Source organism: Pseudomonas sp. 5Ae-yellow (assembly GCF_014077575.1).
Classification (GTDB): Bacteria; Pseudomonadota; Gammaproteobacteria; order Pseudomonadales; family Pseudomonadaceae; genus Halopseudomonas; species Halopseudomonas neustonica.
This window is the reverse complement of sequence record NZ_JACGWE010000004.1, coordinates 17453-38318: the sequence shown is the minus strand read 5'-3', so window position 1 is coordinate 38318 and position 20866 is coordinate 17453. Positions and strand designations below refer to the sequence as shown.

Sequence of the window (20866 nt, the reverse complement as noted above, 5' to 3'; positions counted from 1 at the left end):
CAATAGAAACCCTTCACCCAAGCACCCGCTTACGGCGCTCATGTTGGCGTCTGGGCTGCTGCCGGGATGGAGTCTGGCCAATGATATTACGCTGCACACTGGCAGTGGCGGGCAGACCAATACCGTTATCTCCGTCAGCGGCGCCAACACTGATATCACCACCGCAACGGTGCGTGGCCAGACCGGCTTCAACTCCTTCGGTAACTTCACTGTTGATACGGGTAACACGGTTAATCTGCACGTACCGGGTGGCGCCAATAATCTGGTTAACCTCGTGCATGATTCGCGTGCAGTGGTTAACGGCACGCTGAATGGCCTGAAAGGCGGCAAGATTGGTGGCAATATCATTTTTGCTGACCCACACGGCTTTGTAGTCGGCGCCTCCGGCGTTGTGAATGTAGGCAGTCTAACGGTTACTACCCCCAATACCGCGACCATGGACGAGCTTCACCGTGTTGCCGTAGTCGATGGCGCAATGACCGGTGATCAGGCTGACGACTATGTGGCCAAGCTGGCGGCTGGTGAGCTACCCAGCGCCGAGCTGGCAAGTGACGGCAGCAACGCCATTGTCATCAGTGGTATGGTCAACACCAATGGTTCGATCAAGCTGCACGGCGCATCCGTTCTGATCGAGGCAACCGCCGGACTGGAGTCTGGCACAGATGTCGCCCGCACTGTCTTCAACAGTACGGTGAATACGGACGGCCTGACTATTGGCGACGGTATTGCCCGTGCTGATGGCGGTATCGTTATTACCGCCACCGATAATGTTGAGATTTCTGGTGAGCTGGCTGCCTTGATGGCTGATGACTCTGGTGCTCAGGTGCAGGTTGCCGCGCGCAAGTCACTGGAGCTCAACGGCAATGCGCTAATCAGCACCACTGGTCAGAACAGCAAAGATGGCGGTGATGTCATCGTTGAAGCGCCCTCAATTACTCTCACCGACAACGCTCGTATCGTCACCCGCGCCACCGGCGCAGGTAGTTCGGGCGATATTGCCCTTAACGCACTAAGCGATATCAGTTGTACCTTCTGCGACGAGGATGCCGAGGCGCAGACCCTTGATGAGCTGAAGAATGGCATTGAGCGTCAGGCCAATCCATGGTTGTCGGCCAATCTCGGCAAGGCTGAGATCATCATTGGCGAAAATGCAGAGCTGGATGCTGGCCATGCCACCGGTACCAATGCCGGAGATGTCACTCTGGATGCCTATGGCCTTAATCGGCAGATGGCAGGGTACGCTGAAGCCGGCGCCCGGATTGACGTGGACGGTAGTATCACCGGCCGCAACGTTACCATCACAGCTGATGCACGTGCCGGGGTCGCCCGAGATATTCTCGGTATGCTGCTCAGCAAGTACGACCTCAAGAACGACATCTCCCAGCTTGCATCCGATAATGGCTGGACCGAAGCGGAAACCTGGGCCAACGTGCTCGATACGTTGGCTGATCCGATCAAGGCGTATGCTGGTACCACAGATACCAATGCATTCCTCGAAACACCCACCAACTTCAGCGAACTGACCCTGCTTGTGCCGAACCTCTCGGCCTACATCGCCAAGGCTGATGCGGTTGTTGATATTGGTGCCACTGCCAACCTCAACACGTCTGAAGATTTGACCGCGTGGGCGTCCACTTCGCGCAATGTTTCCAGCTCCACCTGGAGTATTCCGGTTCTCGGCAAGAAAATTCCGTTTGGTTTTGATGCCGCGTACGGTCAGATTTCCGGGCTGACCGAAGTGGCGATAAACGAGGGTGCCACGCTCAACGTCGGCCAGGATCTAACGGTAGTCGCGCACAGTGACAATAGTCTTTCAGTTACTGCTGCCGCGGAAAACAGTGTGGACGGCGAAGGCAATGCGCTGAAGACCATGGGGCTTGGCTTCGGCATGGCGATGAGCGATATCACTACCCGCGCCGTAGTTGCCGATGGCGTCAATTTGACCGTAGGCCGCGATGTCAGCGTACTTGCCCTGACCGAGCAGGAACTGGAAAACAGCGTCAGCTTCAAGGCCAGCGGAGAGGGTGCCACCGGCGGGCCGGCAGTCGGGGTATCACTGTTCAATAGTGATACCTACGCCGAATTCAGTGCGGATTTATCCGGTGCTCGTAATCTGAATGTTAACGCGGCCAACGTAGTCTACAAACAGATCACGTCCGTTTCTGTCTCTGCTGGTGCGTCCGACCCCGGGTATCTCGACAAGCTCAAAAAGAAGGCCAATGAGCAGGTCGCCAAACCCGTCACCGATTACTTGGGCGATAGTCTCAAGGACTTTTTTGGTATTACACCCAAAGCCAAGGACGATACCGATAGTTCTACACCCGCGACTGAAAGCAAGTTTCGTCTGGCATCGGCGGTGGACGTGACCTTGTCTGATCACAGTGTTAGATCGGTACTGGGTGGTGGCACTGCCGCGCCCATGATCGACATTAGTGGCGACCTGGTAGTGAATGCATGGCAGCAGCAAAAGAATCTGCACAACGCCGCCGAAAGCACCGTGAATGCCTCGGCCAAGCGTGAGGATGGAACGACCGATGGCGCAGAGGTGTCACTTAGCGTTGCTGCAGTCTATACCGAGCTGGATCAGCAAACCCATGCCATCATTGGCGATGGTACCCAGGTCAATGCCGGCCGCATTGGTGTGGGCGCTCGTTTCGAGCAACCTATCGGGCTGCTTGGGCTGGACCGCTGGAGTTCACTGAAACAGGTCTACGCCAACCTCAAGCTGCTGAGTGAAGGCCCTCAAGCGGTCGTCGGCAAAATTGCCACCCAGTACGCGAATTCGACGGGTGAAGCTGACAAGCTTGGCATGGCTGGCTCCTTGTCGATTCTGCAAAACCGTATTGATACCCTGGCTTGGGCCGGTGATAACGTTAGCCTGACCGCAACCTCGAATGATGGTGCGCCCTGGTCCAGCCTGCTCGCGGCAATACTGCCCGAACTGGACAGCACTACAGCACTGGAGACCCGGCGTGAAGCGCTGCGCACGCTGGGCTGGGAGTGGTCATCACCGCTACAGCTAGTGGCGGATAATCAGCTTGAGCAGTTAGCAATTTCCGGCAACTTTGATGCCTTGTTTGGCTCGACCAGTGCAGACGGGGGTGCGGTTGGCGCTGGTCTCAATATCCAGATTACTGACAACCAGGCGGTTTCTGGTATCGGCGCCAGTGGCGCATTGACCGCAGAAGCCATCAACGTGGGTGCCCTGCAGAACGAGTTGATCATCGGCGTTAGTCCCTCGGCAGGCAAGGGCGCGAGTGTTGCTGGCAATGGCTCGATCGTCGTCAGCGTCGTCGACAGTACCGTGCACGCTTCGGTGCACAGCAGCACTGATGTGACGGCCGATACGGTCAACATCGAGGCTGATCATGAGCTCGGCTTATGGAGTGCCGCTGGCGCTATCGCTGCGTCCGAAAATGTCGGTATCGGGGCCGGTGTCGCAGTGAACGTCGTCAACACTGATGTTTACGCATTGGTTGGCAACAACGTCGGCTGGCGGCCTGACTCCCTGTCGACGGGGCTGACAGATAGCACCCGGGGCAACTGGCTGGTCAACGATCTTACGCTCAGCGCACAAAGCTCCGGGCAAAGTGGTGCTTTCTCGATTGCCGGAGCGCTGGCGCGCTCGGAGCAGGAAAAGGAGCAGCAGGACGAAGCAGCCAGCCAGAGTGGCGGTGCTGACTCCGGCTCGCAGGAAAAGGCTGGTAGCCTGGGTGAGGCGATCAAGACTTCGTTGACCAATGGTCTTGCGCTGATTACGGGTGAAGTGCAAAACGCTAAGGACAGCGCCGTTTCCACTGGTGAAGCGGCGATGGACAAGATAGGCGAGTATTGGGAAAAACTGCAGACTGCATTCAACGGTGACAGCAGCAGTGATGGCAGTGACGGTACCACCAAGGAAGGCCTCAGTCTGGCAGCTGCGGCCTCTGCCAGCGTCAACGTTTCAGCGCAGAAGAACCGTGCCCATCTGGGCAGTATCGTACTCGATCCGCGGGATGCCGATGGCAGCAAGGTCAATGTGCTTTCGCTCAATCAGACCCACCAGTTCAGTGGTTCCGGCGCAGGCGCCCTGACGCTGTCTGGTGGTGACAAGAGCCAGCACAGCGCTGCATTAGCCGGTGCGGTTGCCTACAACCAGCTGAACAACGTGACCGAAGCGCTGATGCAGGACAGCGTTCTGCGTAGTAATGATCTGCTCAAGGTACAGGCCGCCAGCGGCGGTGATCAGATTGCCATGGGGTTGGGGCTGTCGGTCGCTGCCGGTGGTGAGAGCAACGTGGCGGTAGCCCTGTCCGGCTCTGCCGGCGTGTTCAACAACCAGACACGCGCTGCGGTAATTGATAGCGACGTTGCGCAGCGCAGTGCCGCACCCGGCACTATTGCTGTAAATGCCTACGACCGTTCCCGCTCACTGCTGGGTGGCGGCTCCTTCGCGGTGAGCAAGGAGAAGGGCGGGAGCGCCGGCGGCTCGATGGTTCTGGCTATCATGGGCAATCAGCTTGAGTCCGAATGGCTGGGCAGCACGGCTAGTGATTTCGACAGTTTTGAGGTCAAGGCCAACAGTGCTTCTCGCGTGTTAGCCGGCGCGCTGGCGGTGGCTGCCAGCACGGGCCAGCAGAGTGGTTCGGGCGCTGGCTCATTGTTTGTTGTCGTGATGAATAACAAGGTCAAGGCGAGCGTCGACAAGACTGACAACGCAGATTCGTCACTGACTGGCGCAAACGTCACCGTCGCCGCCGCGAGTGTTCCGGGTAGTGATGCTCTGAATAGTATCTTTAATTACGACGCCAGTGCCGATAATGCGCTAAGTGAAACAGGTCTGGACATGACTGGCAGCAGTGCTACCTCACAGATTGAGGTGGAGGCTGAGACCAATGATGAGCTGTTCAGCGAAGACGGTATTGATACCGATACCGATGAAGCTTCCAGCACTGCCGATACCACCACACGCAATCTATTTGATAGTGGCGATATCGCCGGTGAAGCCGTGCTGGCTATCGCTGGAAGCGTCGCAGGCACTAGCGGCAAGACGGCAGTGGGCGGCGCTATTGGTGTGGTTTACAACGGCAGCGACTACAGCGCCAGCGTCGCCAATACCGATATCGATCTGACCGGCGATCTGGGTATTATTGCGCGCAATGAAACCGACGTGTTGGCGGGCACCATTGGCGCCGCTGTTGCTTCAAATATTGCCGTTGCGGGCTCGGCTACTGCGTTGATTGGCCGTGGCAAGGTATCCGCGGATCTGGATATGAATGGCCGGACCCTCAAGGCAGATGATCTCACCGTTCAGGCGCTGAAAACCGGTGGTTTCTATTCGCTGGCCGGGAGTATCGCTGGTAGCACTAATACCGCTGCGGTGGGCGCTGCGTTCAGTATCAATGACATGCAGCAGAGCGCTACTGCTAACGTCATTGGCGGTACTTACGAGCTAACGGGTGACGCGACGCTTAATGCTGCTCAGCAGAGCCGTATTATTACTGCGGCGCTATCGGGTGCGGTCTCTGCCAGTGGCTCCGGTGTTGGCGCGGCAATGACGTACAACCGTATTGCCGATACCACCACGGCAGAGCTCTCTTCGGCGCTGATGAGCGCGCGTAATCTGTCCATTTCTGCCAGCCAGCCCAACCTCGGCGCTAGCATCTGGTCGCTGGCGTTCAACCTGGCCGCTGGTGGCGGTACCGCTGGCGTTGGCGCAGGCGTTGCGGTCAACCTGATCGACGCCGAACGGGAGGCCAAGCTGACCGACAGTACGGTCAATTTGAGCGGCGACGCCAGCCTGGTGTCCGCTCTGGACGGCGAAATCTGGAGTATTGGTATTGATGCTGCCGGTGGTGGAACCGCTGGCGTCGGCGGCTCCTTCGCTGCCAACAACATCAATGGCAGAGACGAAGTCAGCATCTCCGGCAGTACGGTCAATGCCCTTGGCAACGATCAGACTCTGACGCTGGACGCCAGCGCCGGTGCGGGTCTCACCATTGCTTCGCTGGCAGGCTCAGTGACCGGTGGCGGAACGGCTGCCGTCGGGCTTGCTGCATCGGTCAACCGCATTGCGGCAGATCGCAGCGCTTTGATTGAGGGCGCTAGTTTGATCGATGGCTTTACCGATGCCGGTCTGAAAAGTGGCGTGCAGCAGACGATCTATTCTATCGCCGTCGCTGGTGGCGGTGCCGGTACGGTAGCCGTTAACGGAGCGACTACCACTAATATCCTGGACGGTGAGGAGCGTGCAGAGATTCTCGCTAGCGAATTGACGAATGTCGGCAGTCTGTCGCTCTCGGCTGCCGAAGGCTCGCGCACTATCTGGGGCATGGGCGCGGTGATCAATGGCGCTGGCGGAACGGCGGTTGGTGCGGCCAACGTCAATAACATTATTCTCGCCAAGCGGGTGGCGAAGATCGAGGACTCGCTGGTTACGGTAACCGGCTTGCTGAATGTGGCCAGCGGCGGCGATGCGCTGATTCGCTCGGCAGCACTGGGCGGCGGCGGGGCCGGTACAGCCGCGGTCGGAGCATCGATTGCAGTCAACGTGGTCGACGGCGAAGAGTCGGCTAGCATCGAAGGCAGTGAAATCAAGGGTGCTAGCGAACTGAACGTCGAGGTCACCAAGGGCGAGGTCGATATCAAGACCCTGGCCGGCAACGTGCAAGGAGCGGGTGCTGGAGCGGGTGCTGGTGCGGTAGCGGTCAGCACGGTTACACAAGTGCGTCAGGCGTGGATCAGCGACAGCAGTCTGGAGCTGGCAGCTGGTGCCGATGCCCGAGTTGAGGCGCTTACCCAGGCTAATATTGATACGCTTGCCCTCAGTGGCGCCGCAGCAGGTACGGGCGCTGCGGCGTTCTCCAACACGAGTAACAACATTGATGCACGCACATACGCACGCGTTCTGAACAGCGGCGGTGAGGCGGATCAGATGCTGGTTAAGGCGCGTGACGCCTCCAGTATCAACTCTCTCTCCGGTGGTATCGCGGCGGCGGGCAGTGTTGCTGCGGGGGTTGCTACAGCGATCAACCGTATCAATAACGACATTGAGGCAAGGGTTTCTGGTCGCCATACGGACGGTGGTTTCACACTGAACGATCTGGCGGTTCAGGCGCAGTCGGATGCCGAAATCAATACGATTTCCGTTTCTGGTGGGTTCTCCGGAACGGTCGCGGCCAGCGGCGGAGTCTCTACCAGTATCCTGGATACCAGCGCGCGCGCGCTGATCAATGGTGGTGCTGGCGTACTGGCGCAGAACAACGTTGCGGTCACCGCCTTCAACAGCGATATCATCAACTCCTCCGCAGGTGTGGTTGCCGGCAGCGGCAATGCAGCAGTATCCGGCCTGCTGACGGTCAATGTGTTGCAGAGCGATACCGAGGCCGCCATCCGCGATGCGGCTACTGAGGTGACTGCTCTGGCGCTGGGTGATGGTGTTTCGGTCGACAATGGTGAGGTCGAGAACGCCCCTGATCCGGACGCTTGGGCCGATACTGAGCAGTTTGATCCCTCGCTCGACCTGGGTACCGGCAGCGAGTTGGTAAATGGCGTGGCGGTCCGTGCCACCTCGTTGCAGCAGACTGGGCAGGTAAGCGTAAGCGCCGCTGTCTCGCTGGTTCCACTGGCTAGTGCCTCGGTCGGTGGTGTCAGCAATACCCAGGTGCTGGGTGGTTCGACCCTGGCGGCGATTGACCAGGCGCAGATCAATCAAAGTAATACAGGTGCGGCGGCAGACCAGCAGGTCAGCGTTGGTGCCGCGAGCCACAGTTACAGCTTTGGCGGCGTATTGAATGCGGCGTTATCTCTGGGGGCTGCGGCCGTTGCCGTAACCGCAGATACCGGTGTTATCAGCCGAGATGTTACTGCGCGGGTACGTGGTGCCAAAGTTACCACTCGGGGCGCGATGGATGTACATGCAAACGCGACTAACTCGGCCAGCAACATTGTGCTTAGTGCCTCCGGCGCGATTGTCGGTATTGCAGGTAGCGCGGCGGTGCTGGTTCTGGAAGGTAGTACCGGGGCGCTGGTGGATGGTGGCAGCGATCTCACTGTCGGTAGCCTGGATGTCACAGCCAACGCCATCAATAGCCTGGCTCCCAGTGCGGATACAGCCTCTGGCGGTGCGGTGGGCGCCGGTGCGGGTGTCGCCGTCGGCTACAACCGCAGCACAGTCCGTGCTTGGCTTGGTGCTCAGCCAGGTAGCCTTGAAGGGCGTACCAGCGTCACCAGCGGTGGTGCAATCAGTATTGAGGCGGACAGCCTTACTCGCCTCTTGGGTAATAGTATTAGCGTTAGCGGTGGTGGAGCGGCCATGGCTGGTTCGGTCAACGTGTTCATCGTTGAGAACGTGACCGAAGCTGGCGCTGGCAAGCTCGACCTGGGCTCGTCGGCTAATCGGGCGGCAAGCCTTACAGTTGATGCTTATGACAAGCTGATTGCCCTGAGCAATGCAGGCTCGGCCGCAGTTGGAGGCTTATCCCTTGGCGCCAGTGCGAACGTACTGGTCGCCAACAACGCAACCCGGGCAATGCTTCTCGATTCGCAGGTTTATACCAGCGGGGCGATCCAGGTGGGCGCCGCGCGCGACGTGGATGTGGAGCTGTATACCGTCACCGGAGGCGTCGGCGGTAGTGCGGCACTGGGTGGTAGTGTTGGCTTACTGATGTTGGGGTCGGGTTCCACTGCTGTTGAAGGTACCGACCCGCTGGATGAGCTGAATCAAAATGGCACTGGTACGCTATCGATGGTTGATGGCTTTACCAGCCGCGATACTCAGGTTACTGAGTACGATACCGTGGTTTACGACAGCGCCACCGGACAGTATGTGGTCGAGCGTCGCAGCAACTCGGCGGAGACGAGCCTGATTAATCAGAGCGGCCAGATTGGCTCGAGTGCCGATCGGCTCAAGGCAGGTACTACTTACTCCCATGAAACACTGGCGCGTATCAAGGGCGGCCGCGTTGATAGTCTGGGTGCCGTCAAGGTCAGTGCTATCGATTCCATCGCTACCCGAAACTTAAGCGGATCGCTACAGCTGGGGGCTACTGCTGCAGTGGGTGCTGCTGTGTCTTACACACTCTCTAATGCCCGAGTGACCACTGATGTTGATGCGACCGTAATAGCCGAATCGTTGTTGACGACGGCGCAAAGCAAAGCGCTTAAAGACGAACCAGCAGTCAAGGTCGAGAGTTATACCGGTGCTGCCGGGTTCGGCGCAGGTATCGGCGCTGCGGTGTCGGTCGCTGAGATGAATAATATTGTCAGCGTCAAACTAGCGGGTGATCAACGCTATAGCTCAAGCCTCAACGCCTCGGCTGCAGACTCTCTGGGCTTATCAGTTACCGCAGATGGTGCGGCGTTTGGCGCTGTTGCGGCGGGCTTGGTGATTGGTACCGGGCTGCGTGACAGCGAAGTGGGTGTCAGCGTTGCCGCTGACAGCAAGTTAAGCGCCAACGGAATTAATCTTTCTGCTCAGGGTGCCGGAGCGTTAGAGGTTACAACGGTTGGTGCAGCGGGTGGTTTGGTTCTGGCCGGTACCGCAGTTGCCGCGCTGGGTATCGACAGCACGCGGGTCACTACAGAAGTAGGCGATCGTACGATTCTGGATGGCGGGGCTAATGGTGTGTTGGTGCAGGCTAGCGCCGCACCACAGATTGATGTTAGCGCCATGGGTGTCAGTGTATCGGGTGGGGCAGGCGTTGGGGCTTCCTACGCGCGGGCGCAGAGCAGTAGCAAGGTGACTGCGAAGCTGGGCAATGCGGTTGATGTAAAAGGGACTGGTGGCCTCAAGATCTTGGCTAAGCTAGACCATCAGCGCACTGGCTCAGAGGTTGATCCGGACGAGGCGGCGGTCAGGGCACGTTCGATGGCCGGTACTGGCGGGCTATATTTTTCTGCCAATGGCTCGGTTGCCGAGGCGATCAATAGTTCGTCGGTACGAGCAACTACTGGCACCGACCTGAAGCTGCCCTCCGGCCGCGTTGAGATCGATGCACAAAGCCATACTCAGCAGTATGCCGAGGCGACGGGTATTGCCGTGGGCGGTCTTGCCGTAGGAGCTTCTGTCGCCGAGGCGCGTTCCACCACTGTAACAGAGGCTATTCTCGGTGATCGGGCGAATGATCGTGACGGTGCTTCTTTAATCACTGATCTGTTGGTATCGGCTGATGGCGAAGATATCAATCAGGCGAAAAGTATTGCCGGTAGCGGTGGTTTGATTTCAGGCAACGCCACTATTGCGCGTACCCGGACCTCTGGAACCGTGCTTGCAGACATTGGCAAGGCGGTTGATATCGCTGCCTCCAGTCTTGCGCTCACCGCTAAGTTCAATGCGCTTTACGGCACCCATGCAAACTCGGTTAATGCCGCTGTCATAGGCGGCAGCGGGGCTGGTTCCGACAACGAGGTCACGGTTAGCACCACCGCACGAATCAGCGACGACGCCGAGTTGTACGTCCTGCGAGATGTGCTACTGAGTGCCAACTCAAACATTTACACTCGCCATCTGGGTGAGGCTGCGACCGGTGCCGGTGGTGGCGTTATCAGTGGTCAGGCGGTTTTCAATCAGTCTGATGTAATAGCGGATAGCAAAGTCGATATCGGGGAGCGCACCATCCTGGTTGCCGGTCTCGCTGGTGGCGATTACGACGGCAAGCTAATCGCCCGAGCCTTTACCCGTCACGAAGCCTCCGAGGATGTCACTTTGAGCACCGGTGGCGCCATTGCCGGAGGCGGGGTCAATAACGTTCACAACGCGACCTTTACCAATACCGTGAAAGTAGGGGAAGACGCCTACCTGAGTGCCTATGGCCAGATTGGTCTAGGTACCTACACCCTGTCTTCAACGGCAATCGAGGCGCTCGTCAGCACGTGGGGGGCGGCGGGGGTCGGTACCGCTAACGCGCAGGCAGACATCAGCAGTCTGCAGTCAGTCTCGGTTGCCGATGGCGCAACGCTAGCCGCACTGGGCAACATAGATCTGTCCGCCGGGCGTGATCCGGAGGGTCTGTGGCAGACCCGTATTAGTGCCGATAGCGTAGCTCACAGTGTGGTGCGGGGTATCATTGCGGTACCTGACGCGCGTGCGGATAGCAATATTAACAACGCTGCCAGCGTTATCGTTGAGCAGAACGCGTCTGTGTTGGCTGCGCGCAATATTACCGTGGGTGGTTACAACGGAATTACCTCAGCTCTTGCCGATGGCGAGGCGCGTGGTTATCAGCTCGGATTTATCCCGATTACCAGCCGTGATAGCCACACCAGCGAGGTGCGTGGCAGCTCTGCCCGGCTTGATGGTCGATTCCTGGCTGGCCGCTACAACGAGCTGATCATCGATATTGCCGCCGATGGCAGTATTACCCAGAGCGCAGGTCTGCCGACTGCGGCACTGAGTACTTCTAACTTTGTCCCGGCCGACTTTCTGAATAGTTACTCGGGGATGGATCCGATTACCAGGCAGATCCTGCTGAGCACCATTTCCAGCACTGCAACCGGGTCAATTGAACTTGGTTCTCTCTTGGCGGCTGGTGGCAATATCACCGTCAATGCAGATAGCCTGTCCGGGTCCGGCAATTTGACTGCCAACGGTGGGGCAAAGATTCAGATCACCAACCGCAGCAGCAAATACCTTCTGTTGGGCGATGCGCTGATTCCGGATGAACCGGGTGGTCATGTCCTGTTTACCGGCGGTGCTGGACGCTCCCAGTTCACCAGCGGTCTGATCAATGAAGTCAACGCAGATCGTCGGGCGGAAGTCCGTATCGACAACAGCTATGCGGGATACTCCGGTAACGTCAGCTATGGTCCGGCTATTTTCCTTACCGGGGATATCTACAACCTGGGCGGCCTGGTGCACATCTCCAACGCCAAGGGGTCTCTTGGCCAATTCGGCTCAACCTACGGGCAGCAGGTACTGATAGAAGTACCGGAAGGCTCGATGTCGGTATTCCAGCCCAATGGCTACTGGGCTGTGGGCTCCAACCCGTTATCCGAGTGGAAGAGTTTTGCTGGGGTGACCGGCTCGGCCAACACTGCTATCGAGTTGATCGCGAACTACGTATACGGCCCGGTGGGGATAGTGCTTAACAACTCGGGCTTGCTGATTCGGGCGGGCGGCAGTGGCCAGTCGGGTAGCAGCGACATTCTCTTTGGTGGTTGTCTGCCGGCGTCTTTGAGTAGTGGCTCAAACTGCTCGCAGTCTACAGCGCAGTCTTACACGGGAAGTGCTCTGCAGTTCCGCGGCATTGATAACGCCGCTTCCTGGATACCGACCATTGGTCTGCGCTCTTTAAACAAGAGCACGGCCAGCTATGACTCGGCTGATCTGACCGGCAGTGCTGCGAGCAAGCAGATTGTTGGTGGTCAGGTGGGTATTCAGGCGCGCTACATCGACATTAACGGGACTATCTCCAGCGGTCAGGCAACCAGCCGTAGTCTGACCGTTAGCGCGAGCTTGGATAGCTGGCTTGCCAACCATGCTTGCGCGTCCCGTACCTGTGTGTCAGCGGTAGATATCCCGCTTGGGTATCTGTCTGCCTCCGCAGGCAGCGCTCCAATAGCGGCCAAGTACGATTTTGTGAATCAGCGCATTCTTGTCGACGATGTCAACGCTTCGGGCGGTGGGTTCGTTTACATGAAAGGGGCGATTATCAGTACCAATCCGCTTGGCCGTATTGAAGTCAACAATGGCTACGGACAGGTCACCATAAATAATTTGTCTCAGGCGAAGCTACAACTTGGCAATATTGATACTGGTGCCGGCTCAGTGGGTATTGTTCAGATTGTTGATACGCTCAAAGATAGGGTGAATGGCCAGTACGCCAGCAGTTGGTATGTACATACTCAGGGTAGTGGCCTGTCTGTATTTGATAACCGCAACGGTGGCAGCTCGATCAGCAGTGCCTATCTGGTCGGCAGTTCATCGGCCAGCAGCGCAACCTACACCCCGGACGCTAATGTGCGTTATGGGTGGAGTCAGCAGGCGTCGCTGAAACGTGAAGTGAGTCGAGATGCTGATAGCTTCTATGTCAGTGATTGGGTATGGAACTACCCTTCCGGGCAGCCGAATGATCCCTGGAATGTGGGCAGTGGCAGCCTTTTCTATGGTAATGGCACCGAGGGGGTGTATGAGCAAGACATTAGTGGGTCAGTGGGGGATTTCTACAGCATTGGGGTTAACTACCACGGCTGCGATGGCGGTATTGGCTCAAATTGTAACTGGAGCTTCAAAGCCAGTGATCAGTACGACAGTGGTGATCGTGCCGGTGAGTACTATGCTCAGTGGGGTTATCGCTTTGCGCGCAGCGCGCAGCTCACGATCAGTCACTCGGTCAAGGCAGATAACCCGTTCCAGATTGCGTTTATCGGCAACGCTACCGGTTTAATCGATGCAACCACGACCAACGATCTGTATGTCGGTGGTCGGCTCAACAATCCGGGTGGAAGTACCGTATTGACTGCCGGTGGCAATATCGTCGGCATGCCGGACGCTAACTCCTACAGCATGCATCTGACGATGACGGCGGCTGGAGAAGTGGGCAATGCGGGTAGTCCCTTCGCCGCGAGTTTGGCACCCGGCGGCACGCTATCGGTGTTGAGCGGTTCTGCGGGCGTAAATCTGGATATTGGTTCGGATGTGATCATCAAACAGGTTGATGCTGGTAATGGCAGCGGGGACGTTGTGATATCAGCGTCCGGCAACCTGCTGGGCAGTAGTGTTGTTGCGGCAACTACACCGCACGTTCGTGGACGTAATATCACGCTCTCCAGTGTGGCTGGCGGTATCGGTGAGAGCGGCAAAGCGCTGCGCGTTCACGGCAAAGAGGTAGCGACTGCCAATGGGGGTAGCGAGCACGGCGTGCTCAATGCTTTCGCTAATCGCGATATCTACCTGCATGAAACCGAAGGTGACAGTTGGGTAGGTAGCATCCGGTCCGAAACCGGTGATGTCTGGCTTCGCGTTCAGAGTGGCTCGCTATATGATGCTGGCCGCCGTCTCGCCTCCGATACCCTGGACGAATCCCAGCGCCAAGCGGTGTGGGAAAAACTCAGTCTGACTGAAGCCTATGGCGCCGAAGAGAATATCTACGCCACCTCGGTCAAGCCGTTCCAGAATATGGTTGACGCCAGTTACCGCGAATACTGGCAGCTAAAAGCGCTGGGCAGTGTTGCTGGTTCGGACTTTGTGCTTGATGACGCGAACCTCGCATTTATTCGACCGCTGGCAGAGCTGAGACTTGGAGCCTCGGGCGTGACTGACGCGCAGGTAAAACAGTTTGTCAGTGAGCGCTTTGCCGAGCTTGAGTCTTTCTTCGCCAGCAATATCGACGCTGACTGGCGCACACAGAGTGCGTTCCAGAGTTACGACGCATCGTTTGCTTACAGTGCATCTGCGGTGCAGGTTGAGGCGTTGACCAATGACGCAATCTGGACAGCGGGCGAATTACTCTATGCGATTGACCAGACTGCTCTTGGGCCATCTTCGGGCACCTCCGTGGGCTCAGCCGAGCCCAATTTGTTCGGGCGCAATGTCAGTATTCAGGTCGCTGGTGATGTGGGGCAACTGGCCGACGCGCTGGAAATTAGTCTGGCCGATTTGAAAAACGGTAACCTCAGCGTTCAGCAGGCCGCTGCGCTCGCGGTCGCTAATGCGCCAGGCGATGTTGTGCTGAATCGCAATGCGGGCGGTGAGGTGGTCAGTCTATCGGTCAGCCGTACCTCACCATTCTATTTGGAAGCATCCGAGCGCTTTGATGCTGATGTCGGCGGCTCTCTCTACCTGCAATCTGCTGGTGACCTCAAGGTTGGTGTTGTCAACGCGCTAAAAAATGCGCGCCTGGCCGCTGCCGACGGAATTCTTGCGGCACAGGGAGCTGGTACCGGTCGATTCGGGATTGGTCAGGATCTGACCCTGCTGGCCGGAACTGGCAGCCTGGGCACCGATGACAGTGAGCAGAGCATGCTTACACTCAACGTTGGCGGACGCCTTTTGGCGGCGTCTGCTGGCCAGGATGTTGCACTGCAATGGGCAAACGGCGACTTCCGTATTGGTCAGGTGTTTGCGGTTGGCGATATCCACCTCAATGCGCTGGATGGCAGCCTGCTTGGGCAGTTCGATCAGTTGAGTGTCAGTGGGCGCAATATCCATCTGTTAGCCAGGGACGACATCCGTGGTGCAAACGGGGCGCTGGAAGTCGAGCTCGAATCTACTGCAGCAGGTGAGGTATCGGGGCTCGCTGGTGGCGAGGCACTGCTTAGCAGCGGTAAGTCGCTGTCGGTTGGCGAGTTCGTTGCAGGTGGCTTATTGAGTCTTTCTAGCCAGGCAGACTTGGCCGCTAGCAACCTGCAGTCCGGTGCAAATATGCAGCTAGATGCACAAGGTAAGGTCGAGCTGAAGCGAGCTGAGGCCGCCGGACACTTGCTGATCAACAGTCTGGATGCAGTATCGCTTGCCGACAGTGCAACAGCGGGTAGCAACCTGACTGTGATCGCAAGCAGCCTGGATATGGCAGATGGCAGTCGCTTCAGTACTGGCGGCACGCTTGCGTTGACGACTACCGGTGATATGCGTCTGGGCCTGCTGGACAACACGGGCACTGCCGCGACGCAGTTTCTGGTCAAGGCAGGTGGCTTGCTGCTGGCTAACGGCGACGGACAGGTCAATCTTCGCGGCACGCACGCGGGTATCGCTGAGCTGGAGGCCGGTCTCGGTATCGGCACCGAGGTTACACCGCTGCTGGTTGACCTGCCTAAGCTGACCCAGGTTGCAGCGATAACGGGTGACATTTTCCTGCAGCAGCAAAACGAGTTGAGAATTGATGAGCTGCTGTCCCAAAACGGCCGGGTGGTGCTCGGTAACGACGGGGGCTTGCTATCAGCAGGTTTGCTGGACGCTTATCAAACGCTCTCCTTCGTTGGCGGCAGTCTCTCGGCCGACAAGCTCTGGACTCGCACCGATGATATGTACCTGAACCTTGCTAATGATCTGGATGTAACTGCGCTGAATGCCGCTGGTCGACTGGATCTGCTGGTAGGACGGAACGCGCGGTTGGGCACAGCGGAGGTGCAAGGGCTGTCCGACATCAATGTCACGGGCGACCTGCAACTTGATGCGCTGCACGCGCGCTCGAATACGCTGTTGTCGCTGGGTACTGGTTCCTCGCTGGGGTTGTTGGATGTAACCGGTGACCTGAATCTTGCGGTCGATGGCCTGTTGAACTTGACCCAGGCAGAAGTCACGGGTGATGCGCAGCTGCAGCACCGTGGCGTGGCAGGTACCTCGCTGGAGTACGGTGTCTTGAACGTTGGTGACAACTTGTCGGTCACCGGCATAGGTGACTGGGTGGGGGGGCAGGCAAATGTTCAAAACGATGTTGTGTTCGACGTCGGTTCTGCCAACCTGGGCAGCGTTGACAGCACAACCGGTGCTCTGTCGTTGCAATCAGAAGGGCTGTTTGCCGCCCAGTCGCTGACCAGTCGACAACAGTCGGTTGAGCTGCAAGCTGGGTCTGCGCTGCTGGGTAATGTGCAGGCCGCGACCACCCTGAAAGTGAATACCAAGGGTGATCTGACCATCGCAAATGGCCGCAGTGGCGGCAATCTGACGCTGACTGCCGAGCCTGGCTTCACGGGCACTATTCGCTTTGGCGAGCTGGCTGACCCGGACGCACTCGATGTGCTGGTGCCGGCTCATCTCTACTCCGGCGCCGACATCCTGGTGCAAACCGATGGTGACGTCTTCGGTGGCAACGCAGAGGCGGTTGGCGAAGTACGCATGGTTGGCCGCAACCTGAACTTTGGGCGTGCTCAGAGCCTTGGTGCCGATGTCTTCCTGCAAGCAACGGGTGATGCAGATCAGGGTGATGGCAACATCACGGGCCTGCTGGTCGAAGCGGCGCGGGATGTATCCATTCTTGCCAATGGCAGCCTGTTCATGCCGACGGTGCGCTTCGGTGGTACCTATTCGCTGAAAGCGGGTCGCGATCTCACCGTAGGTATCGGTCAGGATCTCAATGTAAGTGGTGCCGCTGAAGCGGGGAGAGATCTGACCTTTATTGTTGGTGGTTATGTCGACTTGGCAAATGTGACTGCCGGACGCCATGTCAGCATTACGTCTGGCGAGTTCATCAATATCGATGACAGTGTCACCGCAGGTGGCAACATTCTGCTGGCGACAGCAAATGGCGGAATTACCGTTGGTAACGGCGTTATCTCTACTGGTGTGCCCTATCAGGGTGAGTTGCTGAGCGGCAATATTCAGCTCACCGCGACGGGCGATATTCGCGCTACCACGGTTAGCTCAGCATTGGGCAACGTGGATGCTGAGGGGCATCACCTATCGTTCGATAACCTGTTTGCTGAACAGGATGTGAATTTGCTGGCACTGGGCGCGATTGTGGTTAACGAGAGCGTCGGCGGAGGCGATCAGGACTGGTTTGCGAACGAGGATATCAGCTTCCAGCGTTTACTAGCGGGTGGGCAGGTGCTACTCGATAGCCTGCTTGATACCCGTGGTGATCAGGTTGTTGCTGATGCAGGCCTCACAGTCAATGCGGGTTGGCGTGCGGGTGTTGCTTCTCCGGCGAACATTCAGTTCCGACAGGTCGTTGCGCCGTCCATGAGTCTCTGGGCTGGCTCAGCAATTGAGGTGGCAGATGCTCAACTCGGCCAGTCGGCAGATCTCCACGCCCAAGACGTTCAGCTAACAGCCGAGCATACGGGTACTGGTACGCTGCAATTGTTGGCAGAAGGCTTGAACAACAGCGGGGCTGCGGGTGATCGTTTATTAGTCAGGCTTCAGGCCTCAGCGGTGAATACCTCGCTGTTGGACATGGTGTACACCGACTTTGAAACCTCCGGCGCGATTGCTGATTTCGCGGATATTCGCAACGCCGACTACCTGCGCTTGCGTACCCCGCAGACGCTGCTGATTGGGGATAACCTATCGCCGGCTTACCGGCCGGAAGCCAACGTCCAGTTGTACGAGCTTGATAAGGCGTTCTGGTTGTTCCAGAACGGCGTATCTACCTATACCGACGCCTATGTACTGCACCGAGATGCTACGCATCTGGTCCGTGTCCCGAACTTTGCCGAAGGGCATCAGGACGGCGGGGTTGATTATCAGGGCATCACCGCGGCTCGGTACGCTCAGGCAATGCTCGCGCCTGACCTGATGGATCTGCGGCTCGGGCAGTTGCTGAATCAGGCTGCAGGTTACCCGTCGGCGCCCGCCACGCAAGTGCAGGTGCCGGGGGTTATGGGGCCGGTGAATCTGCAATGGCAGCAGGACTCAACCAACAATGACGGTGAAGAGGAGCGGTGGGACATCTGATGACAACTCAGTCAAGGACTAGTAAGCGAGTATGGATGCTGGCGGTGGCTGCAATGCTGCCCTGTGTTGTCGAAGCTCAAGTGGTTCTGCCCGGTGGTGTTAGTCCTGGGCAGGTTAACCCGAGTTTGCAGCGCGAGCAGATCGATGCTCAGCGGCGTCAGCAAGCGATTGAGGAACGGGCGCGTCGCGTAGATATACCCGCATTGCAGGGTGAGCAACCGGAGCAGGGCGATGCGCTGCCGGCGGATAGTCCGCCCTTCGTATTGAGTGGCATCAGCTTTAATACGTCGGTCTTCATTACACAAGAGCAGCTAAAGGAGATCGCCGGCCAGTATGTCGGCCGTGAGATCACCTTTGCTGATCTCAATCAGATGATTCGTCAGGTGAATAAGCTGTACGCCGATGATGGGCAATTGACGGCGCGGGCAATTATTCCTCCTCAGTCACTCGACGACGGTCAACTGAGGGTTGTGCTGGTCGAGGCAAAACTGGACGGCGTTAACTTTACTGGCGAGGGAGAGAGTGTTGATGAAGCGTTTTATCGTGAGCGCTTGAACCTGACCGAGGGGGAGACGCTAAACAGCCCGATGCTGATCGAGGCCATTCGTCGCTTCAATGCCACCAGCCAGGGGCCGCAGATATCGGCTGGACTGGCGCCGGGGGAGCGTTTCGGTACAACCCGAGTTGACGTTGAACGGTTCGAACCAAAGCGTTTCGATTGGTCGTTGTTCGCTAATAATTATGGCAGTGAAGGTACTGGGTACGAGCAGTTGGGCGGTACGCTCAACTGGTTTTCACCGACCGGGGCCGCCGATAATATCAGTGCGGTTTTGGTGGGTACTCGCGGCAGTCAGTATATGAATCTGCGCTACTCCCGCCCGGTCAACCGCCGCAACGGCTTTGCCTGGGTCGAGGCCGGAGCCAATAGCATGGAGATCAAGCGAGGGCCGCTGGCTGACCTGAATATTGAAGGTGATTCCAGTAACTATGGCATCGGCTTTGATCAGCCGTGGTGGCTGTCGGATCGCTGGTTGCTGTTAGGTGGACTGGGTTATACCTCCCAGACCTCAGAAACGACGCTCGAAGGGGTTACTCTCAGCGAGGTGGATATTCAGGAGGTTTTCCTGAAGGGCCAGTTCGAGTATCGCGCAGCTCCATGGTATGCGCGCTACGAGCAGCGTATACGTCAGGCGTCGCCGGACAACGCGTTAACCGGAGATAGCGGTAACTTCACCATCTTGACCGGGGATCTGTATACCTCGCGCCAGCTGGGCGAACGTTACGAGCTGGTTGGCAAGGCTGGCTGGCAATACGCAACCCGTCAGGAGGAGTTGCCATCTGCCTTGCACAAGCAGTTTGGTGGTATCAGTGCCCAGCGCGGCTATGAACCTGGCATCATTACTTCGCCCTGGGGCGCCAACTTCAGCGTTGAAGGTTATTGGAGTGCCAATGATCGTTGGCAGCCATTCCTGTTCATGGATTACGGCAGGGCCATGGAGTTGGGCGATGAAGATGTTGATCTTATCAGCGGCGGAGCGGGGGTTAATAGCCGCTGGTGGAATGACAGGATCTCTGCAAGCCTGCTGGTCGCAGGTGCATTCAAGGATGTGGTGCCCGATCAGGACAGCGGACAGGTATTGTTGCAGCTGGTATTCCGTTAAGCGTTATTTCTATTTCGTCGCTACGACGCCAGAAAGGCAATGACGCTCGGGCAACAGTAAAACGCGGCTTGTGATGCAGTAAGAAAAGGCTCTACGCTCGGTCAGTAGTAAAACGAAATAACCGGACAAGAAATCAAACAGGGAGTAAGAAGGATGTCAACGCTGTTACTTTACAAGGAAATCAAGGCGCTTAATCGTGATCAGCACAAAGCGCTTAAATTAAAGACAGACAAAGGATGCGAGTTCGCTGCAGGAACGCACATCGTACCTTTGGCGGGGCTGGAATTTTTTCAGGCGGCGCGCAGCTATCCGATCGTATTCGTTGGCGAAGGTGAAGGGCTCAGCCCAATCGCGCTCATGGGGCTCAAGCAGGGGCTAAACAGCTTCGTTGATGATTCTGGCCAGTGGCGCGCGAATACCTATGTTCCTGCGTTTATTCGTCGTTATCCCTTTGTGCTCGCGCAATCGGACAATGATGGGTTTACAGTTTGCTTTGACGAAGCTTACGCGGGCTGGAACGAAGAGGAAGGCCGCGAGTTATTTAGCGAGTCCGGTGAGAACAGCGAATACTTGAATGAGATGATTCAGTTTCTGCAGAACTTTACTGCAGAGATGCAACGCACAAGAGAATTTGTAAATGTTCTGCAGGAAATGGAACTGTTGGAGTCTCGTACACTAAAACTCACCCACGTTAGCGGTGAAACTTTTGTACTCAAGGATTTCCACGCCGTCGATGAGGAGCGCTTCCTCGCATTGGGCGATGAGCAGGTTCTCAGGTTGAATAAAGCCGGGTTCCTCGGTTGGATTTACGCCCATTTGATGTCGTTGGGCAACAGCAACCTTTTGTTTGAACACTATCTGGCGAACCGCCCTGACAGAACGCACTGAGCGTTCT

At 57.4% G+C, this 20866-nt stretch carries 3 protein-coding genes; all 3 read left to right on the top strand.

Features of this window, described 5'->3' with window-relative positions:
• The first annotated feature begins 40 nt into the window (after positions 1-40).
• The 3 genes from H4J77_RS03940 to H4J77_RS03930 all read left to right on the top strand — a co-directional run bounded on the left by H4J77_RS03940 (position 41) and on the right by H4J77_RS03930 (position 20859).
• Complete coding sequence (locus H4J77_RS03940; RefSeq protein WP_182247109.1) at positions 41-18310, top strand: leukotoxin LktA family filamentous adhesin; 18270 nt, start codon at positions 41-43, stop codon at positions 18308-18310.
• A 53-nt stretch (positions 18311-18363) separates the two neighbouring features.
• Positions 18364-19971, top strand: coding sequence for a ShlB/FhaC/HecB family hemolysin secretion/activation protein (locus H4J77_RS03935; protein ID WP_259364724.1), 1608 nt, complete (start codon positions 18364-18366; stop codon positions 19969-19971).
• Between the two features lie 153 nt (positions 19972-20124).
• Positions 20125-20859, top strand: a complete 735-nt coding sequence (locus tag H4J77_RS03930; protein ID WP_182247105.1) for a SapC family protein — start codon at positions 20125-20127, stop codon at positions 20857-20859.
• The last annotated feature ends 7 nt before the right edge of the window (positions 20860-20866 follow it).